We start from the raw sequence: 16506 nt of genomic DNA, 5'->3' as shown, positions 1-16506 counted from the left end.
CGATGCGTGCCGTCGTGTTCGAGCGGTTCGGAGAGCCGGCCGAGGTACGGGAGGTGCCGGATCCGGTGGCCGCGGCGCGCGGCGTGGTCGTGCGCGTGGAGGCGACCGGGGTGTGCCGCAGCGACTGGCACGGGTGGATGGGGCACGACCCGGACATCGTGCTGCCGCACGTTCCCGGCCACGAACTCGCCGGTGTGGTCGAGTCCGTGGGCGCGGATGTGCGCGAGTGGCGGGCCGGGGACCGGGTGACGGTGCCGTTCGTGTGCGCGTGCGGGAGCTGCGCCGCGTGCGCGGCCGGGGATCAGCAGGTGTGCGAGCGGCAGACCCAGCCGGGCTTCACGCACTGGGGTTCGTTTGCGGAGTACGTCGCCCTCGACCACGCCGACGTGAACCTGGTGGCCATGCCGGACGACATGTCCTTCGCCACCGCCGCGGGCCTGGGCTGCCGGTTCGCCACCGCGTTCCGGGCCGTGGTGCAGCAGGGGCGGGTCGCGGCCGGCGAGTGGGTGGCCGTGCACGGGTGCGGCGGGGTCGGCCTGTCCGCGGTGATGATCGCGGCGGCGGCCGGAGCGCGGGTGGTGGCGGTGGACGTCGCTCCCGGAGCGCTCGAACTGGCCAGGAAATTCGGGGCCGCCGAGGCCCTGGACGCGCGGAGTACGGGCGATGTGGCCGACGCCGTACGGGAGGTGACGGGTGGCGGCGCGCATCTGTCACTGGACGCGCTCGGGTCGGCGGCCACCTGTGCGGCGTCGGTGCGTTCGCTGCGGCGGCGCGGGCGGCATGTGCAGGTGGGGCTGCTGCCCGAGGATCCGGTCGTGCCGATGGGGCGGGCGGTCGCGTGGGAGCTGGAGCTGATCGGGAGCCATGGGATGGCGGCGCATACGTACCCCGGGATGCTGGAGCTGGTGCGGGGCGGGGTACTGCGCCCCGACCTCCTGGTGACGTCGGTGATCACGCTGGAGGAGGCGGGAGCCGCGCTCGCGGGGATGGGCACGGGCGCCGGGGCGGGCGTGACGGTCGTCGCCCCGCACCGGACCCGATAGAGCCTCCCGCCTCCCGCCCGGGGGCTCCGACCGGTCGGCTCCACAGGACCAGGACCTCCCTCGCGGCGCTCGCTGGCGCGCTGGATACGGCCATCGACAGGGCCATCGACAGGGCGATCGACAGGGCGATCGCTAGGGCCCGGAAGAAGGGCTGGGATCGGCCCCAGCCCCCTCCACGAGCCTCCACGAGCCCTAAGCGTCCACCGCGCATCCAGCGCATCCAGCGGATTCAGGGCTTTCTGCTCATTGCACGGCTCAGTCGGTCGCGCGGCCCCGGTTGCCGGGGCGGGAGGCCACCCACGCTCTCACCGTGTCGGCGTACCAGAAGGGTTTGCCGCCCTCCACATGGTCCGGGGGCGGCAGCAGCCCGTGTTTGCGGTATGAGCGGACCGTATCGGGCTGGACCCGGATGTGCGCGGCGATGTCCTTGTACGACCAGAGCCTGCGGTCGGTCATCAGTGGCTCCTCCCTGGCGGGTGTCGCGACGACGGCTCGGGGGTGGCCGTCGGCGATCACTCACCCTGTGCCCGGAGAACGAGGTGCACCGAGGTGAAGGGAGGGCCTGTGGGGCCCCTGTGACGCAGAACCCGCGTAGGGCGGACAAGCGTGACAGGAAGGGGGCGTTTGTGACGTGAGTGATGCAAAGGGGGCGCGCTGCGGGCGCATACACCGGCGCGAAAAGGTACAAGGCGAGAGACAACGCAAGGGGCAAGGCGAGAGGCAACGCAAGGGAGCAGGTCAACGGACAAGGCAAGGGATCAGGTCAACGGACAACGCAAGGGAGCAGGCCAACGGACAAGGCAAGGGACAAGGCGCGGTGGGGCGGACCTGCTGCGCCAGGCCCGCCCCACTCCCCGCTCCCCCCGGCCAGTTGGCCTGAAGGGACAAGGGTGCCGTCAGCACATACCGCCGGTCTTGGAGAAATGCGTACTACCGGACCGGGTGTCGCGGCGCAGGACCAGGCTCGTCGCCTCCCCGTTCAGCCGGTCGGTGGCCGGCGGCCCGCCCGGATCGGTCCGCGCGCCGCGTGCCAGGGCGAACTCGCGAGGAGTGCACCCGGTCATCGCCTTGAACTCGCCGCTCAGGTGCGCCTGGTCGTAATACCCGCAGGCCGCCGCGGTCTCGGCCTGGGTGCTGCCCGCGCAGAGCAGCCGCCGGGCCCGCTGGAGGCGCAGCACCCGCGCCGCGGACTTCGGGCTGAGGCCGATCTGTTCCCGGAAGCGGTTCTCCAAGTGCCGTACGCTCCAGCCGACTTCGTCGGCGAGCCGGGTGACGGGGAGTGCGCCGCCGCTGTGCGTCAGCGCGTACCAGGCGTGTACGGTGCCGCTCGCGCAGTGCGGCCCGGTCTCCAGCCAGCCCCCCAAGGTGGCGTCCAGCAGCCGGAACCGAGCCCGCCACGAGGACAACTCCCCCAATACACAGGAGAGTTCCTCTACCACCCCGGCGCGCAGCGCCCCCAGTTCATCCGGGTGAACCTTCCAACGGGACAACTCGTGGAGCTCCGTACCGAAGATCCGGAAGGCGGCCCAGGGCGTCAACAGTACTTCCACGCCCGCGAGTCGGCCGGAGTGCTCGCCGAGGGCCGGGGTCGTCGTCAGGCCCGACAGGACGGAGGTCAGCTCGACCGTACGCAGCCCGGTGGGGCGCGGGCCCCGGTCCCTGCCCACCCCGACCCAGCCGCCGCCCGCCTCCGTGATCCGCACCGACCCCCGGAAGCCGAGCATCAGCGTCACCGCGCCGATCGGAGCCTCCAGGCGGGAGCGCGGCTCGGGAAAGTCGAGCCGGAAGCCGCGGTAGCCGATGACGCCGGGGCGCAATCGGGGGTGCGGGCGCGCGGACGCGGTCTCCCAGGTGCCGTTCGGGCAGCGGGCGGGACGAATGGCGGAACGTGAGGTACCCGGGGCGCGAGAACTCATCCGTCGATACTGCTACACGCCGCGCGGCCTGAGGTAGCCCCGGGCGCGGCGAGCGGCCTGTGGCGGCCGGCCCTGAAATCTCGTCCTCCGGTGGCACCGGGGGACGGAGGGAGAACGAGTCGAGGGGACGCGGTGGGGTGCCCCCGCAGGACTCCGCAGGCATTCAGCGCACCCGCACGCGACTTTGGTCGTCCGGGGGCGATGCGACCCATCCGGCCGAGGAGGCACCCCACCGCGGCCCCGCCCCACCCACCGGTCGACGCCCGGTCCAGGGGCCCCGCCCGGCACGGGCGGCGACCGAATCGACCAGGCCGCCGGACGACCGCACCGCCGAAGGCCGGGCGACCGCACCGCGGAAGAGGGAGAGTGGACACGTGACCCACCTCGTTCTGCCCCTGACAGGCGGTTGCTCTGTTCACCTACCAGGGCGGATCATCGAACTACGCGGCAGGGCAAGCGTGTTCAGCGACGCGAGCGACCTCGCGCGCGTCCCGCGCGACACCCGCGCAGAGATCGCCTCCGGTGCGGGAGGCCGCTTCGCCCTGGCAGGAGCGAGGTGCGGTCGACGACTCCCCGTCCGCTACGGCCCCGCGCCGGAGGTTCCCGCCGAGGGGGACGGCGCGGGCGTCAGCGGCACAGCCGGCCACGCCACGTACGACCTGAATGTGACGGCGGGACCGGGAAAGGAGCGAGAGTGGAAGATCTGCTTCCACCCGGACGACGTCACGGAGGGACACCGATGAACACCAGCGCGACCACCCGCCTCACCGTGGCCCAGGCGCTCGTGCGCTTCCTCGCCCACCAGTACACGGAACGTGACGGCGCCCGCCACCGCCTGATCGGAGCGACCTGGGGCATCTTCGGCCACGGCAACGTGGCGGGCCTCGGCCAGGCACTGCTCCAGTACGGCGACGACATGCCGTTCCACCAGGGTCGCAACGAGCAGGCGATGGTGCACGCGGCGGTCGGCTACGCACGCCAGAGCGACCGCCTGTCGGCCCACGCCGTGACGACGTCCATCGGCCCGGGTGCCACGAACCTGGTCACGGGCGCCGCCCTGGCGACGATCAACCACCTCCCCGTGCTCCTCCTCCCCGGAGACGTCTTCGCAGGTCGCCCCGCCGACCCGGTGCTGCAACAGCTCGAGGTCCCGTACGCGGGTGACGTGTCGGTCAACGACTGCCTGCGCCCGGTGTCCAAGTACTTCGACCGGATCGCGCGGCCCGAGCAGCTGATCCCGGCGGCGCTCCAGGCGATGCGGGTGCTCGCCGACCCCGTGGAGACGGGCGCGGTCACGCTGGCGCTGCCGCAGGACGTGCAGGCGGAAGCGTACGACTGGCCGGAGGAGTTCTTCGCGGACCGCACCTGGCACGTCCGCAGGCCCGCACCCGACGCCGCCGAACTGGCCGAAGCGGTGAGCCGGTTGAAGCGGGCGCGGCGACCGCTGATCGTCGCGGGCGGCGGTGTCCGCCACAGCGGAGCGGAGGACGCACTCGCAGCGTTCGCGGACACGACGGGCATCCCCGTGGCCGCCACGCAGGCGGGCAAGGGCGCCCTGCGCCACGATCACCCCTGTGATGTCGGCGGCATCGGGCACACGGGCACGGCCACGGCGAACGAGCTGGCGCGCACCGCGGACCTGGTGATCGGCGTGGGCACCCGCTTCACGGACTTCACCACGGCGTCCCACACCCTGTTCAGCGCGCCGAACGTCCGCTTCCTGAACCTGAACATCGCCGCGTTCGACGCGCACAAACTGGCCGCGAGCCCGCTGGTGGCCGACGCCCGCACGGGCCTGACGGCGCTGCGCGAGGCGCTCGGGAAGAAGGTCAGGGCAGAGCCCGCGTACGTCACCGAGTACACCGACGACAAGGAGCGCTGGGAGCATCGCGTCGACGCGTGCTACGCCGCCGAAGACGATCTCGTACGGCCGACGCAGACCCAAGTGCTCGGCGCGCTGGACGAGTTGGCGACGGAGGACGACATCCTCGTCAACGCGGCCGGATCGCTCCCCGGCGACCTGCACAAACTCTGGCGCACGCGTTCCCGCGACCAGTACCACGTGGAGTACGGCTATTCCTGCATGGGCTACGAGATCCCCGCGTCGATCGGTGTCGCCCTCGCCGCGCCCGGCAGGCCGGTGTGGGCGCTGGTCGGCGACGGCACGTACCTGATGATGCCGACGGAGCTGGTGACAGCGGTGCAGGAGGGCGTCCCGATCAAGGTCGTCATCGTGCAGAACCACGGGTACGCGTCGATCGGCGGGCTCTCCGCGTCGGTCGGTGCCGAGGGTTTCGCGACGGCCTACCGGTACGACGGCGAGGACGGGGCGCCGTACGCGGGCGGCCCGCTGCCCGTCGACCTGGCCGCCAACGCGGCCGCGCTCGGCATGGTCGTACACCGGGCGAAGACCGTCCGTGAGCTGCGCGAAGCGCTCGCCGCGACCCGGGCGGCCACCCGTCCCACATGTGTCTACGTCGAGACCGAAACGGCAGACACAGTGTCGGGCCCGCCTCCCGCGCAGGCGTGGTGGGATGTTCCCGTGGCCGAGACGGCCGACCGACCGTCGGCGGTCAAGGCCCGCGAGGAGTACGACCGGCACGTCACCGCCCGACGCCGCCACCTCTGACACCGCACTGGAGTTGCCCCATGCCTGACCTCAAGGACCTCAAGGACCGCAAGGACCTCACGTCCGTCCACCACTGGATCGGCGGCAAGACCGTCGAGGGCACATCGGGCAACCACGGCCCGGTGACCGACCCGGCGACCGGCGCCGTCACCACGCGGGTCGACTTCGCCTCGGTCGAGGAGGTGGACGCGGCGGTGGCCGCCGCCAAGGAGGCGTACGCGACGTGGGGCCAGTCCTCGCTCGCGAAGCGCACCGAGATCATGTTCCGGTTCCGCGCGCTGCTCGACGCCAACCGTGACGCGATCGCCGAGCTGATCACCGCCGAGCACGGCAAGGTGCACAGCGACGCGCTCGGCGAGGTGGCGCGCGGCCTGGAGATCGTGGACCTGGCGTGCGGCATCAACGTGCAGCTGAAGGGCGAGCTGTCGACGCAGGTGGCGAGCCGGGTCGACGTGTCGTCGATCCGTCAGCCGCTCGGTGTCGTCGCCGGTATCACGCCGTTCAACTTCCCGGCCATGGTGCCGATGTGGATGTTCCCGATCGCCATCGCGTGCGGCAACACGTTCGTGCTGAAGCCGAGCGAGAAGGACCCCTCGGCGTCCCTCAAGATCGCGGAGCTGCTCTCCGAGGCGGGCCTGCCCGACGGCGTCTTCAACGTCCTGCACGGTGACAAGGTGGCGGTCGACCGCCTCCTGGAGCACCCGGACGTCGCGGCGGTGTCCTTCGTCGGCTCGACCCCGATCGCGCGTCACATCCACACCACGGCCTCCGCCAACGGCAAGCGCGTACAGGCGCTCGGCGGCGCCAAGAACCACATGCTGGTGCTGCCGGACGCGGACCTGGACGCGGCCGCCGACGCGGCGGTCTCGGCGGCGTACGGCTCCGCGGGCGAGCGCTGCATGGCGATCTCGGCGGTCGTGGCGGTCGGTGCCATCGGCGACGAGCTCGTGGCGAAGATCAAGGAGCGCGCCGAGAAGATCAAGATCGGTCCCGGCAACGACCCGACGTCGGAGATGGGCCCGCTCATCACGGCCGTCCACCGCGACAAGGTCGCCTCGTACGTCGAGGGCGCCGCGGCCGACGGCTGCGAGGTCGTGCTCGACGGCACCGGCTACACCGTGGAGGGCCACGAGAACGGCCACTGGATCGGCCTCTCGCTCCTCGACAAGGTCCCCACCTCGGCGAAGGCCTACCAGGACGAGATCTTCGGCCCGGTCCTGTGCGTGCTGCGCGCGGAGACGTACGAGGAGGGCCTGGCGCTGATCAACGCCTCGCCGTTCGGCAACGGCACCGCGATCTTCACGCGTGACGGCGGCGCCGCCCGCCGCTTCCAGCTGGAGGTCGAGGCCGGCATGGTCGGCGTCAACGTGCCGATCCCGGTGCCCGTCGGCTACCACTCGTTCGGTGGCTGGAAGGACAGCCTCTTCGGCGACCACCACATCTACGGCAACGACGGCACGCACTTCTACACGCGCGGCAAGGTCGTCACGACCCGCTGGCCGGACCCGTCCGAGGCCCCCTCGGGCGTGGACCTGGGCTTCCCGCGCAACCACTGATCCCCGCGTACGCCATGTGAAGGGGCCCGGCCGTCACCACGGCCGGGCCCCTTCACGTACGCGCGTCGCGGTTCACTGCCCCAGTGACTGGTCGCGCTGCTCCTGGACCTGTTCGGTGAGGTCGCCGGTGTCGGAGGCGGGCGGCGCCTCGACCGGCTTCGTGGCACCGAACTTGAGGAAGTCCATGGTCACTTCCATGCCGCCGCCGCGCTGGAACATGCGCACGGGAAGGTCCTCCCCGTCGACCCAGACGTCGCAGGTCATGGAGCCGCCGCTGGTGCCGAGGGCCTTGATGGCGGCCTTCTTCTCGGCGGCGGTCATGTTCGTGGAGGCGTTGATCTCCTGCGCGCCGACGGTGCCCCGGTAGTGGTGCGTCTTCTTGCCGAGCATGGTCTCCTCGCCGAGGTCCTTGACCTTCTTCGAGGCGCCGATGTAGCGCAGGCCGGCGGTCGGGTCGGCGTTGTCCGCGACGTTGTTGGCGCCCGTCTCGCCCATGACGGCGGCGACGTCGATGCGCATCCAGTGCTTGCCCTTGAGCGGGCCGTCGGCCTGCGGGTCGATCTCGTAGTAGTACGCGCCGTCGACCATCTTCACGGTGAGCTTCGGGTCGTCCTGGAGCGTCTGCATCTGGGCGGCCTTCGTGTCCATCTGCACGTCGAGCGCGGCGCCGTCGCCCCAGGAGTACGTGCCGTCCATGGAGATCGGTGTGCCGCCGGTCGCGGTGAGCCGCGTCGTCGTCTCCACCTGGGCCGAGCCGAGCGCCTTGGTCTTGTCGGAGGCCCGGGTCAGCGCCGCCATGATCGTGTCGGCGTGGCTCACGGCGTCGGCGGTCTTCTGTGCGGCCTGCGACCCGCACGCGGTTGTCGCGGCCAGTGCGGCCACGGTGATTCCGGCCCATGCCGACACTCGTGTGTGCTTCATACGGTCCGCCCCCTATGCGCTTCCTGCGCGCTTTCTGTGTGTGCGTGATGAGGAGCGGACTCTAGCGGGGCCGGGGACACCGGCCAATCCGAGGGGCATAGCGGACATGAACGCACTGTGCGGCGCCCGCCCGAGTGTCCGGACTGCGGACAAATTCCGGCGAAGTTCGAGGCTCCGGCTGCGGTTCCCATACGTAGGGGATGAATGGGGCGACGCAAGTAAATGATGCAGTTGACCTTGGATAGCAAGATCAACTAACCGATTCGAAGCATGGAACTCGGCCGACTTTGCGAACAGGTAAAGAAGCGCCGGTAGTTGCACAAGGTCACGAGTGCGGAATCCGCAGGGAAACGGCCGTTGACGTTCCGGATATCGGCGGGGTTCCATAACGCGCCGGGAGCGGATGCAGCACCACCCCCTCAGCACCGCAAGAGCCTTCGGAGGCGATAGCGCTCCCGCCCGAACCACCTGCCGCACAAGTCGATCGGAACCGCTCCATGACCGACATGCTTCGCCCCACCGCGTCCCCCACGGTGGAGCCCCTGCCGAACACGGCACCGCCCCAGAAGCTCAAGCGTTCCATCGGCGTCGTCGGCGGCACCCTGCTCACGCTGTCGTGCGTGACGCCCGCCTCCACGCTCTTCGTCGTCGTCCCCGACCTGTTCGGCACGCTCGGCACGGCCACCGCCCTCACCATCGCGATCGGCTCGCTGCTCTGTATCGGCGTCGCGTTCTGCTACTCGGAGCTGGGCACGCTCATCCCCAGCGCGGGCGGCGAGTACGCCATGGTGTCGACTCTCGCGGGCCGCCTCGCCGGCTGGCTGGTCTTCGTCCTCTCCCTCCTCGTCGTGATGATCGTGCCGCCCGTGATCGCCATGGGCACGGCCGACTACCTCGCCCCGCTCGTGCATCTGAACCCGTCGCTCGCGGGCGCCGGCGTCATGCTGCTCGCCACCCTCGCGGGCCTGCTCGACCTGCGGGCCAACGCCTGGATCACCGGCGTCTTCCTCGTCCTGGAAGTCATCGCGGCGGCCGTCGTCGCCGTCCTCGGCTTCGCGCACTCCGAGCGCGGCGCCGGCTCGCTGATCTCCATGGAGGTCGCGGGCGGCAACGGCCACGCCGACACGGTGACGGCCATGCTCGTCGTCTCCGGGCTCGCCATCGCCCTCTTCATCACCCAGGGCTTCTCCACCGCCGTCTACCTCTCCGAGGAGCTGGAGAACCCGCGTACGTCCGTCGCCCGCACGGTCCTCGCCACCCTCGCCATCTCGACGGTGATCATCCTGGTCCCGGTCGTCGCGATCACCCTGGGCGCCAAGGACCTCTCGGCCCTCACCTCCGGCGACATCAGCGGCATGGTCGAGGCCTGGTCGAACTCGGCCGTCGGCACGTTCGTCTCCCTCTGCGTCGCCCTCGCGATCATCAACGCGGGCATCGTCATGGTCATCCAGAACTCCCGCGTCCTGTTCGCCTCCGCCCGCGACAAGGCCTGGCCCGAGCCGGTCAACCGCGGCCTCGCCAAGCTCGGCCGATTCGGCTCGCCCTGGGTCGCCACGCTGGTCGTCGGCGTCCCCGGCGCGGCCCTGTGCTTCGTCAACCTCGACACCCTGTACGGCGTGACGGGCGTCTCCGTCACCGGCATGTACCTGCTCGTCGCCGTGGCCGCGCTGCTCTCCCGACGCGGCAGCCACCGCGAGCAGTCGGCCTGGCGGATGCCGCTGTGGCCCGCCGTCCCGGTCGTCCTGATCGCGGTGATGGCGTACATCCTCAGCCAGCAGGAGACCTCGTACCTGCTGTGGACGGGCGGCATCACGGCCGCGGCGACCGTCTACTGGGCGCTGTACCTGCGCCCGCGCCGCGAGACGCGCTGGCTGGTGTCGCTGCCGGAGGACGCGCAGGCGTAAGGGACGGGCGGCGGCCCACCGCACCCACCCTGCGCACAGCGGAACAGGCGCACGCCCCTGCATCACCCCGGCCCGGCCGTCTCCACGGGGCGGCCGGGCCGCCTAGGGGAAGTCCCACGTGAGGACGCGACACGGCCCGTCGTCGCGACCGCCCGCGCCGCGGTAGGCCGCGAGAGCGACGGTGTTGTCCGTGTCGACGCCGACCCACATGTCGTAGCAGCCGAGTTCCGAGGCGAGGTCGGCGAGCGTACGGATGAGGGCGCGGCCGATACCGCGCCGCCGGTACTCCTCGTCCACGGAAAGCTCGTAAAGAAACATCTCGCGCCCTTTGTCCGGATGGACGGTCTCCACCCCACTGATGAACCCCACAGGGGTGTCACCGCCCTCCACCTCTTCGTAGGCGAGACAGAGGTGATGGCCGGGGGCGGAGAGGAAGTCGGCGGCCCACTCCGGGCGCGGGGGCGCGTCGAAGAGGTCGGCGGCGGCGAGGAGTTGGGTCGGCGTGGTGGCGCGGACGATACGCATGGGGACGTCCTACCCGGCACGGTCCACCGGCCCACGCCGTCTACCACGTACGCGGTACGGCGAGGGCGGACCCTACTCCCCGGGGAGGTCACCCGGTTCCGACCGGGGGCTGCCGTGCTTGTCGGTGGCGCCCCCTACCGTTGTCGTATGGATCTACGACTGGGCGCATGGCGCGAGCGGGTACGAGGACGGCCACGGCGGTGGATCGCCGCCACGGCCGCGCTTGTGGTGCTCGCGGGCGCGGGGACCTGGTCCGCCGCGGCCGCGTCCGACGGCGAACCCGCGGTACAGCGGCAGGACCGGATGATGCCGATGGGCGGCGGCGTCCGCATCGACACCTCGTACTTCACCTCGGGAAGCCCCACGGACAAGCGCCCCGCCGTACTGCTCGCCCACGGCTTCGGCGGCAGCAAGGCCGACCTGCGCGCAGAGGCCGAGAAGCTCTCCAGGGACGGGTACGCGGTACTGACCTGGTCGGCGCGCGGCTTCGGCCGATCCAACGGCAAGATCGGGCTCAACGACCCGAAGGGCGAGGTCGCGGACGTCTCGCGGATGATCGACTGGCTCGCGAAGCGGCCCGAGGTCCGGCTCGACAAGCCGGGCGACCCGCGCGTCGGCGTCACCGGCGCCTCGTACGGCGGCGCGGTCTCCCTCCTCGCCGCCGGACACGACGACCGGGTCGACGCGATCGCTCCGCAGATCACGTACTGGAACCTCGCCGACGCCCTCTTCCCGGACGGCGTCTTCAAGAAGCTGTGGGCCGGGATCTTCTTCACCTCCGGGTCCGCCGACATCGGCGCGCGTACCAGCGAGGCCGGTCTCCAGTGCGGCCGCTTCCAGAAGCAGCTGTGCGACATGTACCAGCGCGTGGCGGTCTCCGGTGAACCGGACGCGGCGGCGAGGAAGCTCCTCGCCGAGCGCAGCCCGGTCGCCGTGGGGAACCGCATCAAGGTGCCCACGCTGATCGCGCAGGGCCAGACCGACTCACTCTTCCCCCTCGGGCAGGCCGACGAGATGGCCCGCCAGATCAAGGCGAACGGGGCACCGGTCGACGTCGACTGGCTCGCCGGCGGCCATGACGGCGGCGACATGGAGGTCGCGCGGACCGAGACCCGCGTCGCCTCCTGGTTCGACCGCTACCTGAAGCAGGACAAGAGTGCCGACACCGGCCCGGCGTTCCGCGTCACCCGCACCGGCGGCGTCGACTCGACGGACGGCGCGGCCACGCTGCGTGGCGCGAGCGGGGAGACGTATCCGGGCCTGCGCGGCGACAAGCGCGTCGCGGTACCGCTGAAGTCGGCCACGGAGACGTTCGAGAACCCGCCGGGCGGCGGCCCCCCGTCGATCTCGGCGGTCCCGGGCCTGGGCAGCGTGTCCAGGCTCTCGTCGCTCGGCTTCGGCCTCTCCCTCGACTTCCCCGGTCAGTTCGCGCGCTTCGACTCGGCACCGCTGCGCAACGAGGTGCGGATCACCGGCTCACCCACGGTGCGGGCACACGTCAAGTCGTCCACCGGCACGGCCGTCCTCTTCGCGAAGGTGTACGACGCGGGCCCCGCCGGTACCCGCGAGGTACTGCCCTCCCAACTCGTCACACCGATCAAGGTGACCGGGGCGGGCGGCAACGGCAAGAACGTCACGATCACGCTCCCGGCCATCGACCACGAGGTGCAGAAGGGGCACCGGCTCCGGCTCGTCCTCTCGGCGACCGACCTCGGCTACGCGTCCCCGGCGAAGCCCGCCACGTACCAGGTCTCGCTGCACGACGGAGCCCTGAGCCTGCCCACCGCGCCCGACGTGGAGACGGCGGCGGCTCCCTTGCCGTCCTGGGTGTGGTGGCTGCCGATCGGCGCGGTCGTCATCGCGGCGGCCCTGCTCCTGACGGCCCGCAGGCGCACGACGGCGCCCGCCCCCGACCCCGCACTGGCAGAAGTCCCCCTCCAGATCACGGACTTGAGCAAGCGGTACGCGAAGTCGACCGACCGGTACGCGGTCCGTGACGTCTCCTTCACCGTGGAGAAGGGCCAGGTCCTCGGCCTCCTCGGACCGAACGGCGCGGGCAAGACGACGACCCTGCGCATGCTCATGGGCCTCATCCGCCCGGACGCCGGCGAGATCCGGGTCTTCGGCCACGCGATCCGCCCGGGCGCGCCCGTCCTCTCCAGGGTCGGCGCGTTCGTGGAGGGCGCGGGTTTCCTCCCGCACCTCTCCGGCCGGGAGAACCTGGAGCTGTACTGGAAGGCCACCGGCCGCCCGGCGCAGGACGCGCACATGGAAGAGGCACTGGAGATCGCGGGCCTCGGCGACGCCCTGGCCCGCGCCGTCCGCACGTACTCCCAGGGCATGCGCCAGCGCCTGGCCATCGCCCAGGCCATGCTCGGCCTCCCGGACCTCCTCATCCTCGACGAGCCGACCAACGGCCTCGACCCGCCGCAGATCCGCGAGATGCGCGAGGTGATGATCCGCTACGCGCAGGGCGGCCGCACGGTCATCGTCTCCAGCCACCTCCTCGCCGAGGTCGAACAGTCCTGCACGCACTTGGTCGTCATGGACCGAGGACGCCTGGTCCAGGCGGGCCCGGTGGCGGACATCGTCGGCTCCGGCGGCACCCTCCTCGTAGGCCTGGTGACCCAGATCCCGGACCCGCTGGTGGAGAAGGTCGGAGCCCTGGAGGGCGTGGAGACAGCGACCAGGGTGGACGCCGGCCTCCTGGTCCGCCTGGGACCGACCGGCACGCCGCACCGCCTCCTGACGGACCTGGTGCGCCTGGACGTCCCCGTCAACGCCCTGGGCCCGCACCGCCGCCTGGAGGACGCGTTCCTGACGCTGATCGGAGCCCCCCAGACATGACAACAGCCACCCGCCCCCCACAACCGCCCACGAACAAGAGGGGACGTACCGGCACCCCCGCAGCATTCCGGCAGCCGTCCGCGCACGCGAGGGGACGTACCGCCGGTACCGCCGCACGCACGCTCCCGCAGCCGCCCGCGCACGCGAGGGGACGTACCGTCGGTTCCGCCGCACGCACGCTCCCGCAGCCGCCCGCGCACGCGAGGGGACGCACCGTCGGTTCCGCCGCACGCACGCTCCCGCAGCCGCTCACGGACATGAGGGGACGTGCCGGGGTACCCCCGCAGGACTCCGCAGGAACGCAGCGCGGGACGCCACGACATTGGTCGTCCGGGAACGGCGAGACCCATCCGGCCGAGGAGGTTCCCCGGCACGTCCCCGCCCCACGACCTACCCAAGGGCGCACACCCGGAGGCCCAGCATGAGTGCCACGCAAACACCCCCAGCCCCGGCCCCGACCCCGGTGGCGGAGACGGCCGACGGCTACCGCCCCGGCCGCACCCTCCCGCTCCGCGTGGAGCTGATCCGCCAGGTGAAGCGCCGCCGCACCCTGGCCATGGCAGCCGTACTGGCCCTGCTCCCGTTCATCCTGGTCATCGCCTTCGCGATCGGCGGCGACCCCGGCGGCCGCAACGGCGCGGTGACCCTGATGGACACGGCTACAGCGTCCGGCGCGAACTTCGCGGCGACCTGCCTGTTCGTCTCCGCCGGCTTCCTGCTCGTCATCCCGGTCGCCCTCTTCTGCGGCGACACCATCGCCTCCGAGGCGAACTGGTCCAGCCTGCGCTACCTCCTCGCCGCCCCCGTCCCGCGCGCCCGCCTCCTGTGGTCCAAGCTGACCGTCGCCCTGGGCCTCAGCCTCGCCGCGATGGTGCTGCTCCCGCTGGTCGCGCTCGGCGTGGGCACGGCCGCGTACGGCTGGGGCCCGCTGGAGATCCCGACGGGCGGCGCGCTCGACGCGGGTACGGCGGCCCAGCGCCTTCTCGTGGTGATCGCGTACGTCTTCGTGTCCCAACTGGTCACGGCGGGGCTCGCGTTCTGGCTGTCGACGAAGACGGACAACCCCCTCGGCGCGGTGGGCGGCGCGGTCTTCCTGACCATCGTCGGCAACGTCCTGGACGCGGTCACGGCGCTGGGCGACTGGCGCGATTTCCTGCCCGCGCACTGGCAGTTCGCCTGGGCGGACATGATCCAGCCGCAGCCGGAGTGGAGCGGCATGATCCAGGGGACGGCGGTCTCGGTGGCGTACGCGGTGGTCCTGTTCGCGCTGGCGTTCCGAAACTTCGCACGCAAAGACGTGGTCTCGTAAAAGCCCCACACCCCCCACCCCACACCCCGCCCCCAACACCAAACAAGACGAACGAATCACCGGAGGATCACCCACCGGTCACAACACCCGCCCGCCGTAACCCCTTTGAGGCCAAGGAGCAACCGCTCGGAACGAACACTCGACCCGCCCCGCGCGTCACAGTCACAAGACGCCGGTGAGGCACACCCGACACCGGCGTACGGCTGACCGGGAGGGGCGGGCCATGAGGTTCGACAGGACGGGAGCGGATTCCCTACGACGCCGCGGCGGGGCACTGCTCGCCGCGGCACTGGCAGGCGGACTGCTGCTCACGGGTTGCGGCGGCCCGGGGGACTCGGCGGACTCGGCGACGGACAAGGCGCGAGGTTTCCACGGCGGCACCGGAAACAGCAGCAGCGGGAACAACGGCAACGCGGACGAACCCGCGCCGTCCGTGGCACCGGAAGGCAAGGACAAAACTCCCGAGGCGAACCCGAACCACCTCTCCACGTTCGCCCTGGACGTCGACACGGCCTCCTACGGCTACGCCCGCCGCTCCCTGGAGGAGGGCCGCCTGCCGGACGCGGGAACGGTGAGGGTGGAGGAGTTCGTCAACAGCTTCCGGCAGAACTACCCGCGCCCCGAGGGCAACGGCTTCTCCGTGACGATGGACGGCGCCCGCACCGGCGCCGACGGCTGGCGCCTGATGCGGGTGGGCCTCGCGACGGCGCAGGCCCCGTCCTCGGGCGAACGCCCACCGGCGGCGCTGACGTTCGTGGTGGACATCTCCGGTTCCATGGCGGAGCCGGGCCGCCTGGACCTGGTCAAGGAGTCGTTGGCGACGCTCACCGGACAACTCGGCGCGGACGACTCGATCGCTCTGGTCACGTTCAGCGACACGGCCGAGACCGTGCTGCCGATGACACTCCTGGGCGCTCGTGACGGCGAGGCCCGCGACCGGGTCCTCGATGCCGTGGACACCCTGGAACCCACGGATTCGACCAATCTGGACGCGGGGATCCGCACCGGTTACGACACGGCCGTGGAGGGCGTGCGCTCCGGTGCGACGAACCGGGTCGTCCTCCTGTCCGACGCGCTCGCCAACACGGGCCAGACCGAGGCCGACGTGATCCTGGAGCGCATCGCGGACGCCCGCCGCGAGCACGGGATCACGCTCTTCGGGGTGGGCGTCGGCAGCGACTACGGGGACGCGCTCATGGAGCAACTGGCCGACAAGGGGGACGGCCACACGACGTACGTGTCGACGCCGGCGGACGCGCGCAAGGTGTTCGTCCAACAGCTGCCGGCGAACGTCGAGTTGAGGGCGAGGGATGCGAAGGCGCAGGTCGCCTTCGACCGGCGCAACGTCACGGACTTCCGGCTCCTCGGCTACGAGAACCGCCGCGTCGCCGACGACGACTTCCGCGACGATCGCGTGGACGGCGGTGAGATCGGCCCCGGCCACACGGTGACGGCCCTGTACGCGGTGAAGCTCGGCGAGGGCGCGTCGGGCCGGGTCGCCAAGGCGACGGTCCGCTGGCTGGACCCCGAGAGCCGTGCGCCCCGGGAGGAGTCCGGCACCGTGGCCGTGTCCGACCTGGATCAGGATCTCTGGTCGGACGGGACGGAACCCCGCCTGCGGGTCGACGCGGTGGCGGCGTACTTCGCGCAGAGGCTGGGAGACGGATCGGACAAGGCGTTCCCGGAAGAGCCGTCGCTGACAGAACTGGCGGTGCTCTGCCGCGACTTGGCGGAGGAGACAGAGGACGCGGACGTACGGGCAATGGCCCAGGCGATCCGACAGGCAGCAGGCCTGAAGCCACAATAGAAAACGCCACCGCCACCGCCCACCGCCACCGCCCACCGCCCACCGCCAC

12 protein-coding genes are annotated in these 16506 nt (G+C 71.5%); 8 read left to right on the top strand and 4 right to left on the bottom strand.

The features are described from left to right. The first annotated feature begins 2 nt into the window (after positions 1 to 2). Positions 3 to 1043, top strand: a complete 1041-nt coding sequence (locus V2W30_RS14270) for a zinc-binding dehydrogenase (protein ID WP_338696664.1) — start codon at positions 3 to 5, stop codon at positions 1041 to 1043. 255 nt (positions 1044 to 1298) lie between these two features. Here the strand turns inward: V2W30_RS14270 and V2W30_RS14265 are convergent, their stop codons facing one another. Both V2W30_RS14265 and V2W30_RS14260 read right to left on the bottom strand, forming a co-directional pair. After that, positions 1299 to 1499 carry a helix-turn-helix transcriptional regulator gene (locus V2W30_RS14265; RefSeq protein WP_338696662.1) on the bottom strand — a complete coding sequence of 67 codons (201 nt, stop codon included), beginning with the start codon at positions 1497 to 1499 and terminating at the stop codon, positions 1299 to 1301. Between the two features lie 440 nt (positions 1500 to 1939). Then, positions 1940 to 2959 carry a helix-turn-helix domain-containing protein gene (locus V2W30_RS14260; RefSeq protein WP_338696660.1) on the bottom strand — a complete coding sequence of 340 codons (1020 nt, stop codon included), beginning with the start codon at positions 2957 to 2959 and terminating at the stop codon, positions 1940 to 1942. Positions 2960 to 3018: 59 nt separating this feature from the next. Here V2W30_RS14260 and V2W30_RS41585 point away from each other — a divergent pair, with 59 nt between their 5' ends. Genes V2W30_RS41585 through mmsA form a run of 3 tightly spaced genes read left to right on the top strand, consistent with a single transcriptional unit; the run spans position 3019 to position 7144 of the window. Next, positions 3019 to 3702, top strand: a complete 684-nt coding sequence (locus V2W30_RS41585; protein WP_425244536.1) for a 5-deoxy-glucuronate isomerase — start codon at positions 3019 to 3021, stop codon at positions 3700 to 3702. After that, a complete protein-coding gene (iolD, locus tag V2W30_RS14250) occupies positions 3699 to 5588 on the top strand; it encodes a 3D-(3,5/4)-trihydroxycyclohexane-1,2-dione acylhydrolase (decyclizing) (RefSeq protein WP_338696658.1) in 1890 nt (629 codons plus the stop codon). The genes V2W30_RS41585 and iolD overlap by 4 nt, the downstream gene beginning before the upstream one ends. Positions 5589 to 5608: 20 nt before the next feature. Beyond that, a complete protein-coding gene (gene mmsA, locus V2W30_RS14245; protein WP_338696656.1) occupies positions 5609 to 7144 on the top strand; it encodes a CoA-acylating methylmalonate-semialdehyde dehydrogenase in 1536 nt (511 codons plus the stop codon). 72 nt (positions 7145 to 7216) lie between these two features. On the opposite strand, the gene V2W30_RS14240 is transcribed toward mmsA, so the two are convergent. Then, positions 7217 to 8065, bottom strand: a complete 849-nt coding sequence (locus tag V2W30_RS14240; protein ID WP_338696654.1) for a hypothetical protein — start codon at positions 8063 to 8065, stop codon at positions 7217 to 7219. 497 nt (positions 8066 to 8562) lie between these two features. On the opposite strand from V2W30_RS14240, the gene V2W30_RS14235 reads away from it, so the two are divergent. Then, positions 8563 to 9969 (top strand): APC family permease, encoded by a 1407-nt coding sequence (locus V2W30_RS14235; RefSeq protein ID WP_425244535.1) that lies wholly within the window; start codon positions 8563 to 8565, stop codon positions 9967 to 9969. Between the two features lie 102 nt (positions 9970 to 10071). On the opposite strand, the gene V2W30_RS14230 is transcribed toward V2W30_RS14235, so the two are convergent. Further along, positions 10072 to 10494 carry a GNAT family N-acetyltransferase gene (locus V2W30_RS14230; protein ID WP_338696652.1) on the bottom strand — a complete coding sequence of 141 codons (423 nt, stop codon included), beginning with the start codon at positions 10492 to 10494 and terminating at the stop codon, positions 10072 to 10074. A gap of 147 nt (positions 10495 to 10641) precedes the next feature. On the opposite strand from V2W30_RS14230, the gene V2W30_RS14225 reads away from it, so the two are divergent. The 3 genes from V2W30_RS14225 to V2W30_RS14215 all read left to right on the top strand — a co-directional run bounded on the left by V2W30_RS14225 (position 10642) and on the right by V2W30_RS14215 (position 16457). Beyond that, positions 10642 to 13341: an alpha/beta fold hydrolase gene (locus V2W30_RS14225; protein ID WP_338696650.1), complete on the top strand. Its 2700-nt coding sequence runs from the start codon at positions 10642 to 10644 to the stop codon at positions 13339 to 13341. Between the two features lie 421 nt (positions 13342 to 13762). Next, positions 13763 to 14650, top strand: a complete 888-nt coding sequence (locus V2W30_RS14220) for an ABC transporter permease (RefSeq protein ID WP_338696648.1) — start codon at positions 13763 to 13765, stop codon at positions 14648 to 14650. A 223-nt stretch (positions 14651 to 14873) separates the two neighbouring features. After that, positions 14874 to 16457, top strand: coding sequence for a vWA domain-containing protein (locus V2W30_RS14215; RefSeq protein WP_338696646.1), 1584 nt, complete (start codon positions 14874 to 14876; stop codon positions 16455 to 16457). The last annotated feature ends 49 nt before the right edge of the window (positions 16458 to 16506 follow it).

Origin of the sequence: Streptomyces sp. Q6 (assembly GCF_036967205.1) — a bacterium.
Taxonomy (GTDB): Bacteria; Actinomycetota; Actinomycetes; order Streptomycetales; family Streptomycetaceae; genus Streptomyces; species Streptomyces citrinus.
This window is presented reverse-complemented; position numbering and strand designations above follow the sequence as displayed.

Bases quoted from the DNA above. Each gene is read 5' to 3' on its own strand.
- V2W30_RS14270 (WP_338696664.1), top strand. From the start codon at position 3: ATGCGTGCCGTCGTGTTCGAGCGGTTCGGAGAGCCGGCCGAGGTACGG.
- V2W30_RS14265 (WP_338696662.1), bottom strand. From the start codon at position 1,499: ATGACCGACCGCAGGCTCTGGTCGTACAAGGACATCGCCGCGCACATC.
- V2W30_RS14260 (WP_338696660.1), bottom strand. From the start codon at position 2,959: ATGAGTTCTCGCGCCCCGGGTACCTCACGTTCCGCCATTCGTCCCGCC.
- iolD (WP_338696658.1), top strand. From the start codon at position 3,699: ATGAACACCAGCGCGACCACCCGCCTCACCGTGGCCCAGGCGCTCGTG.
- mmsA (WP_338696656.1), top strand. From the start codon at position 5,609: ATGCCTGACCTCAAGGACCTCAAGGACCGCAAGGACCTCACGTCCGTC.
- V2W30_RS14240 (WP_338696654.1), bottom strand. From the start codon at position 8,065: ATGAAGCACACACGAGTGTCGGCATGGGCCGGAATCACCGTGGCCGCA.
- V2W30_RS14235 (WP_425244535.1), top strand. From the start codon at position 8,563: ATGACCGACATGCTTCGCCCCACCGCGTCCCCCACGGTGGAGCCCCTG.
- V2W30_RS14230 (WP_338696652.1), bottom strand. From the start codon at position 10,494: ATGCGTATCGTCCGCGCCACCACGCCGACCCAACTCCTCGCCGCCGCC.
- V2W30_RS14225 (WP_338696650.1), top strand. From the start codon at position 10,642: ATGGATCTACGACTGGGCGCATGGCGCGAGCGGGTACGAGGACGGCCA.
- V2W30_RS14220 (WP_338696648.1), top strand. From the start codon at position 13,763: ATGAGTGCCACGCAAACACCCCCAGCCCCGGCCCCGACCCCGGTGGCG.
- V2W30_RS14215 (WP_338696646.1), top strand. From the start codon at position 14,874: ATGAGGTTCGACAGGACGGGAGCGGATTCCCTACGACGCCGCGGCGGG.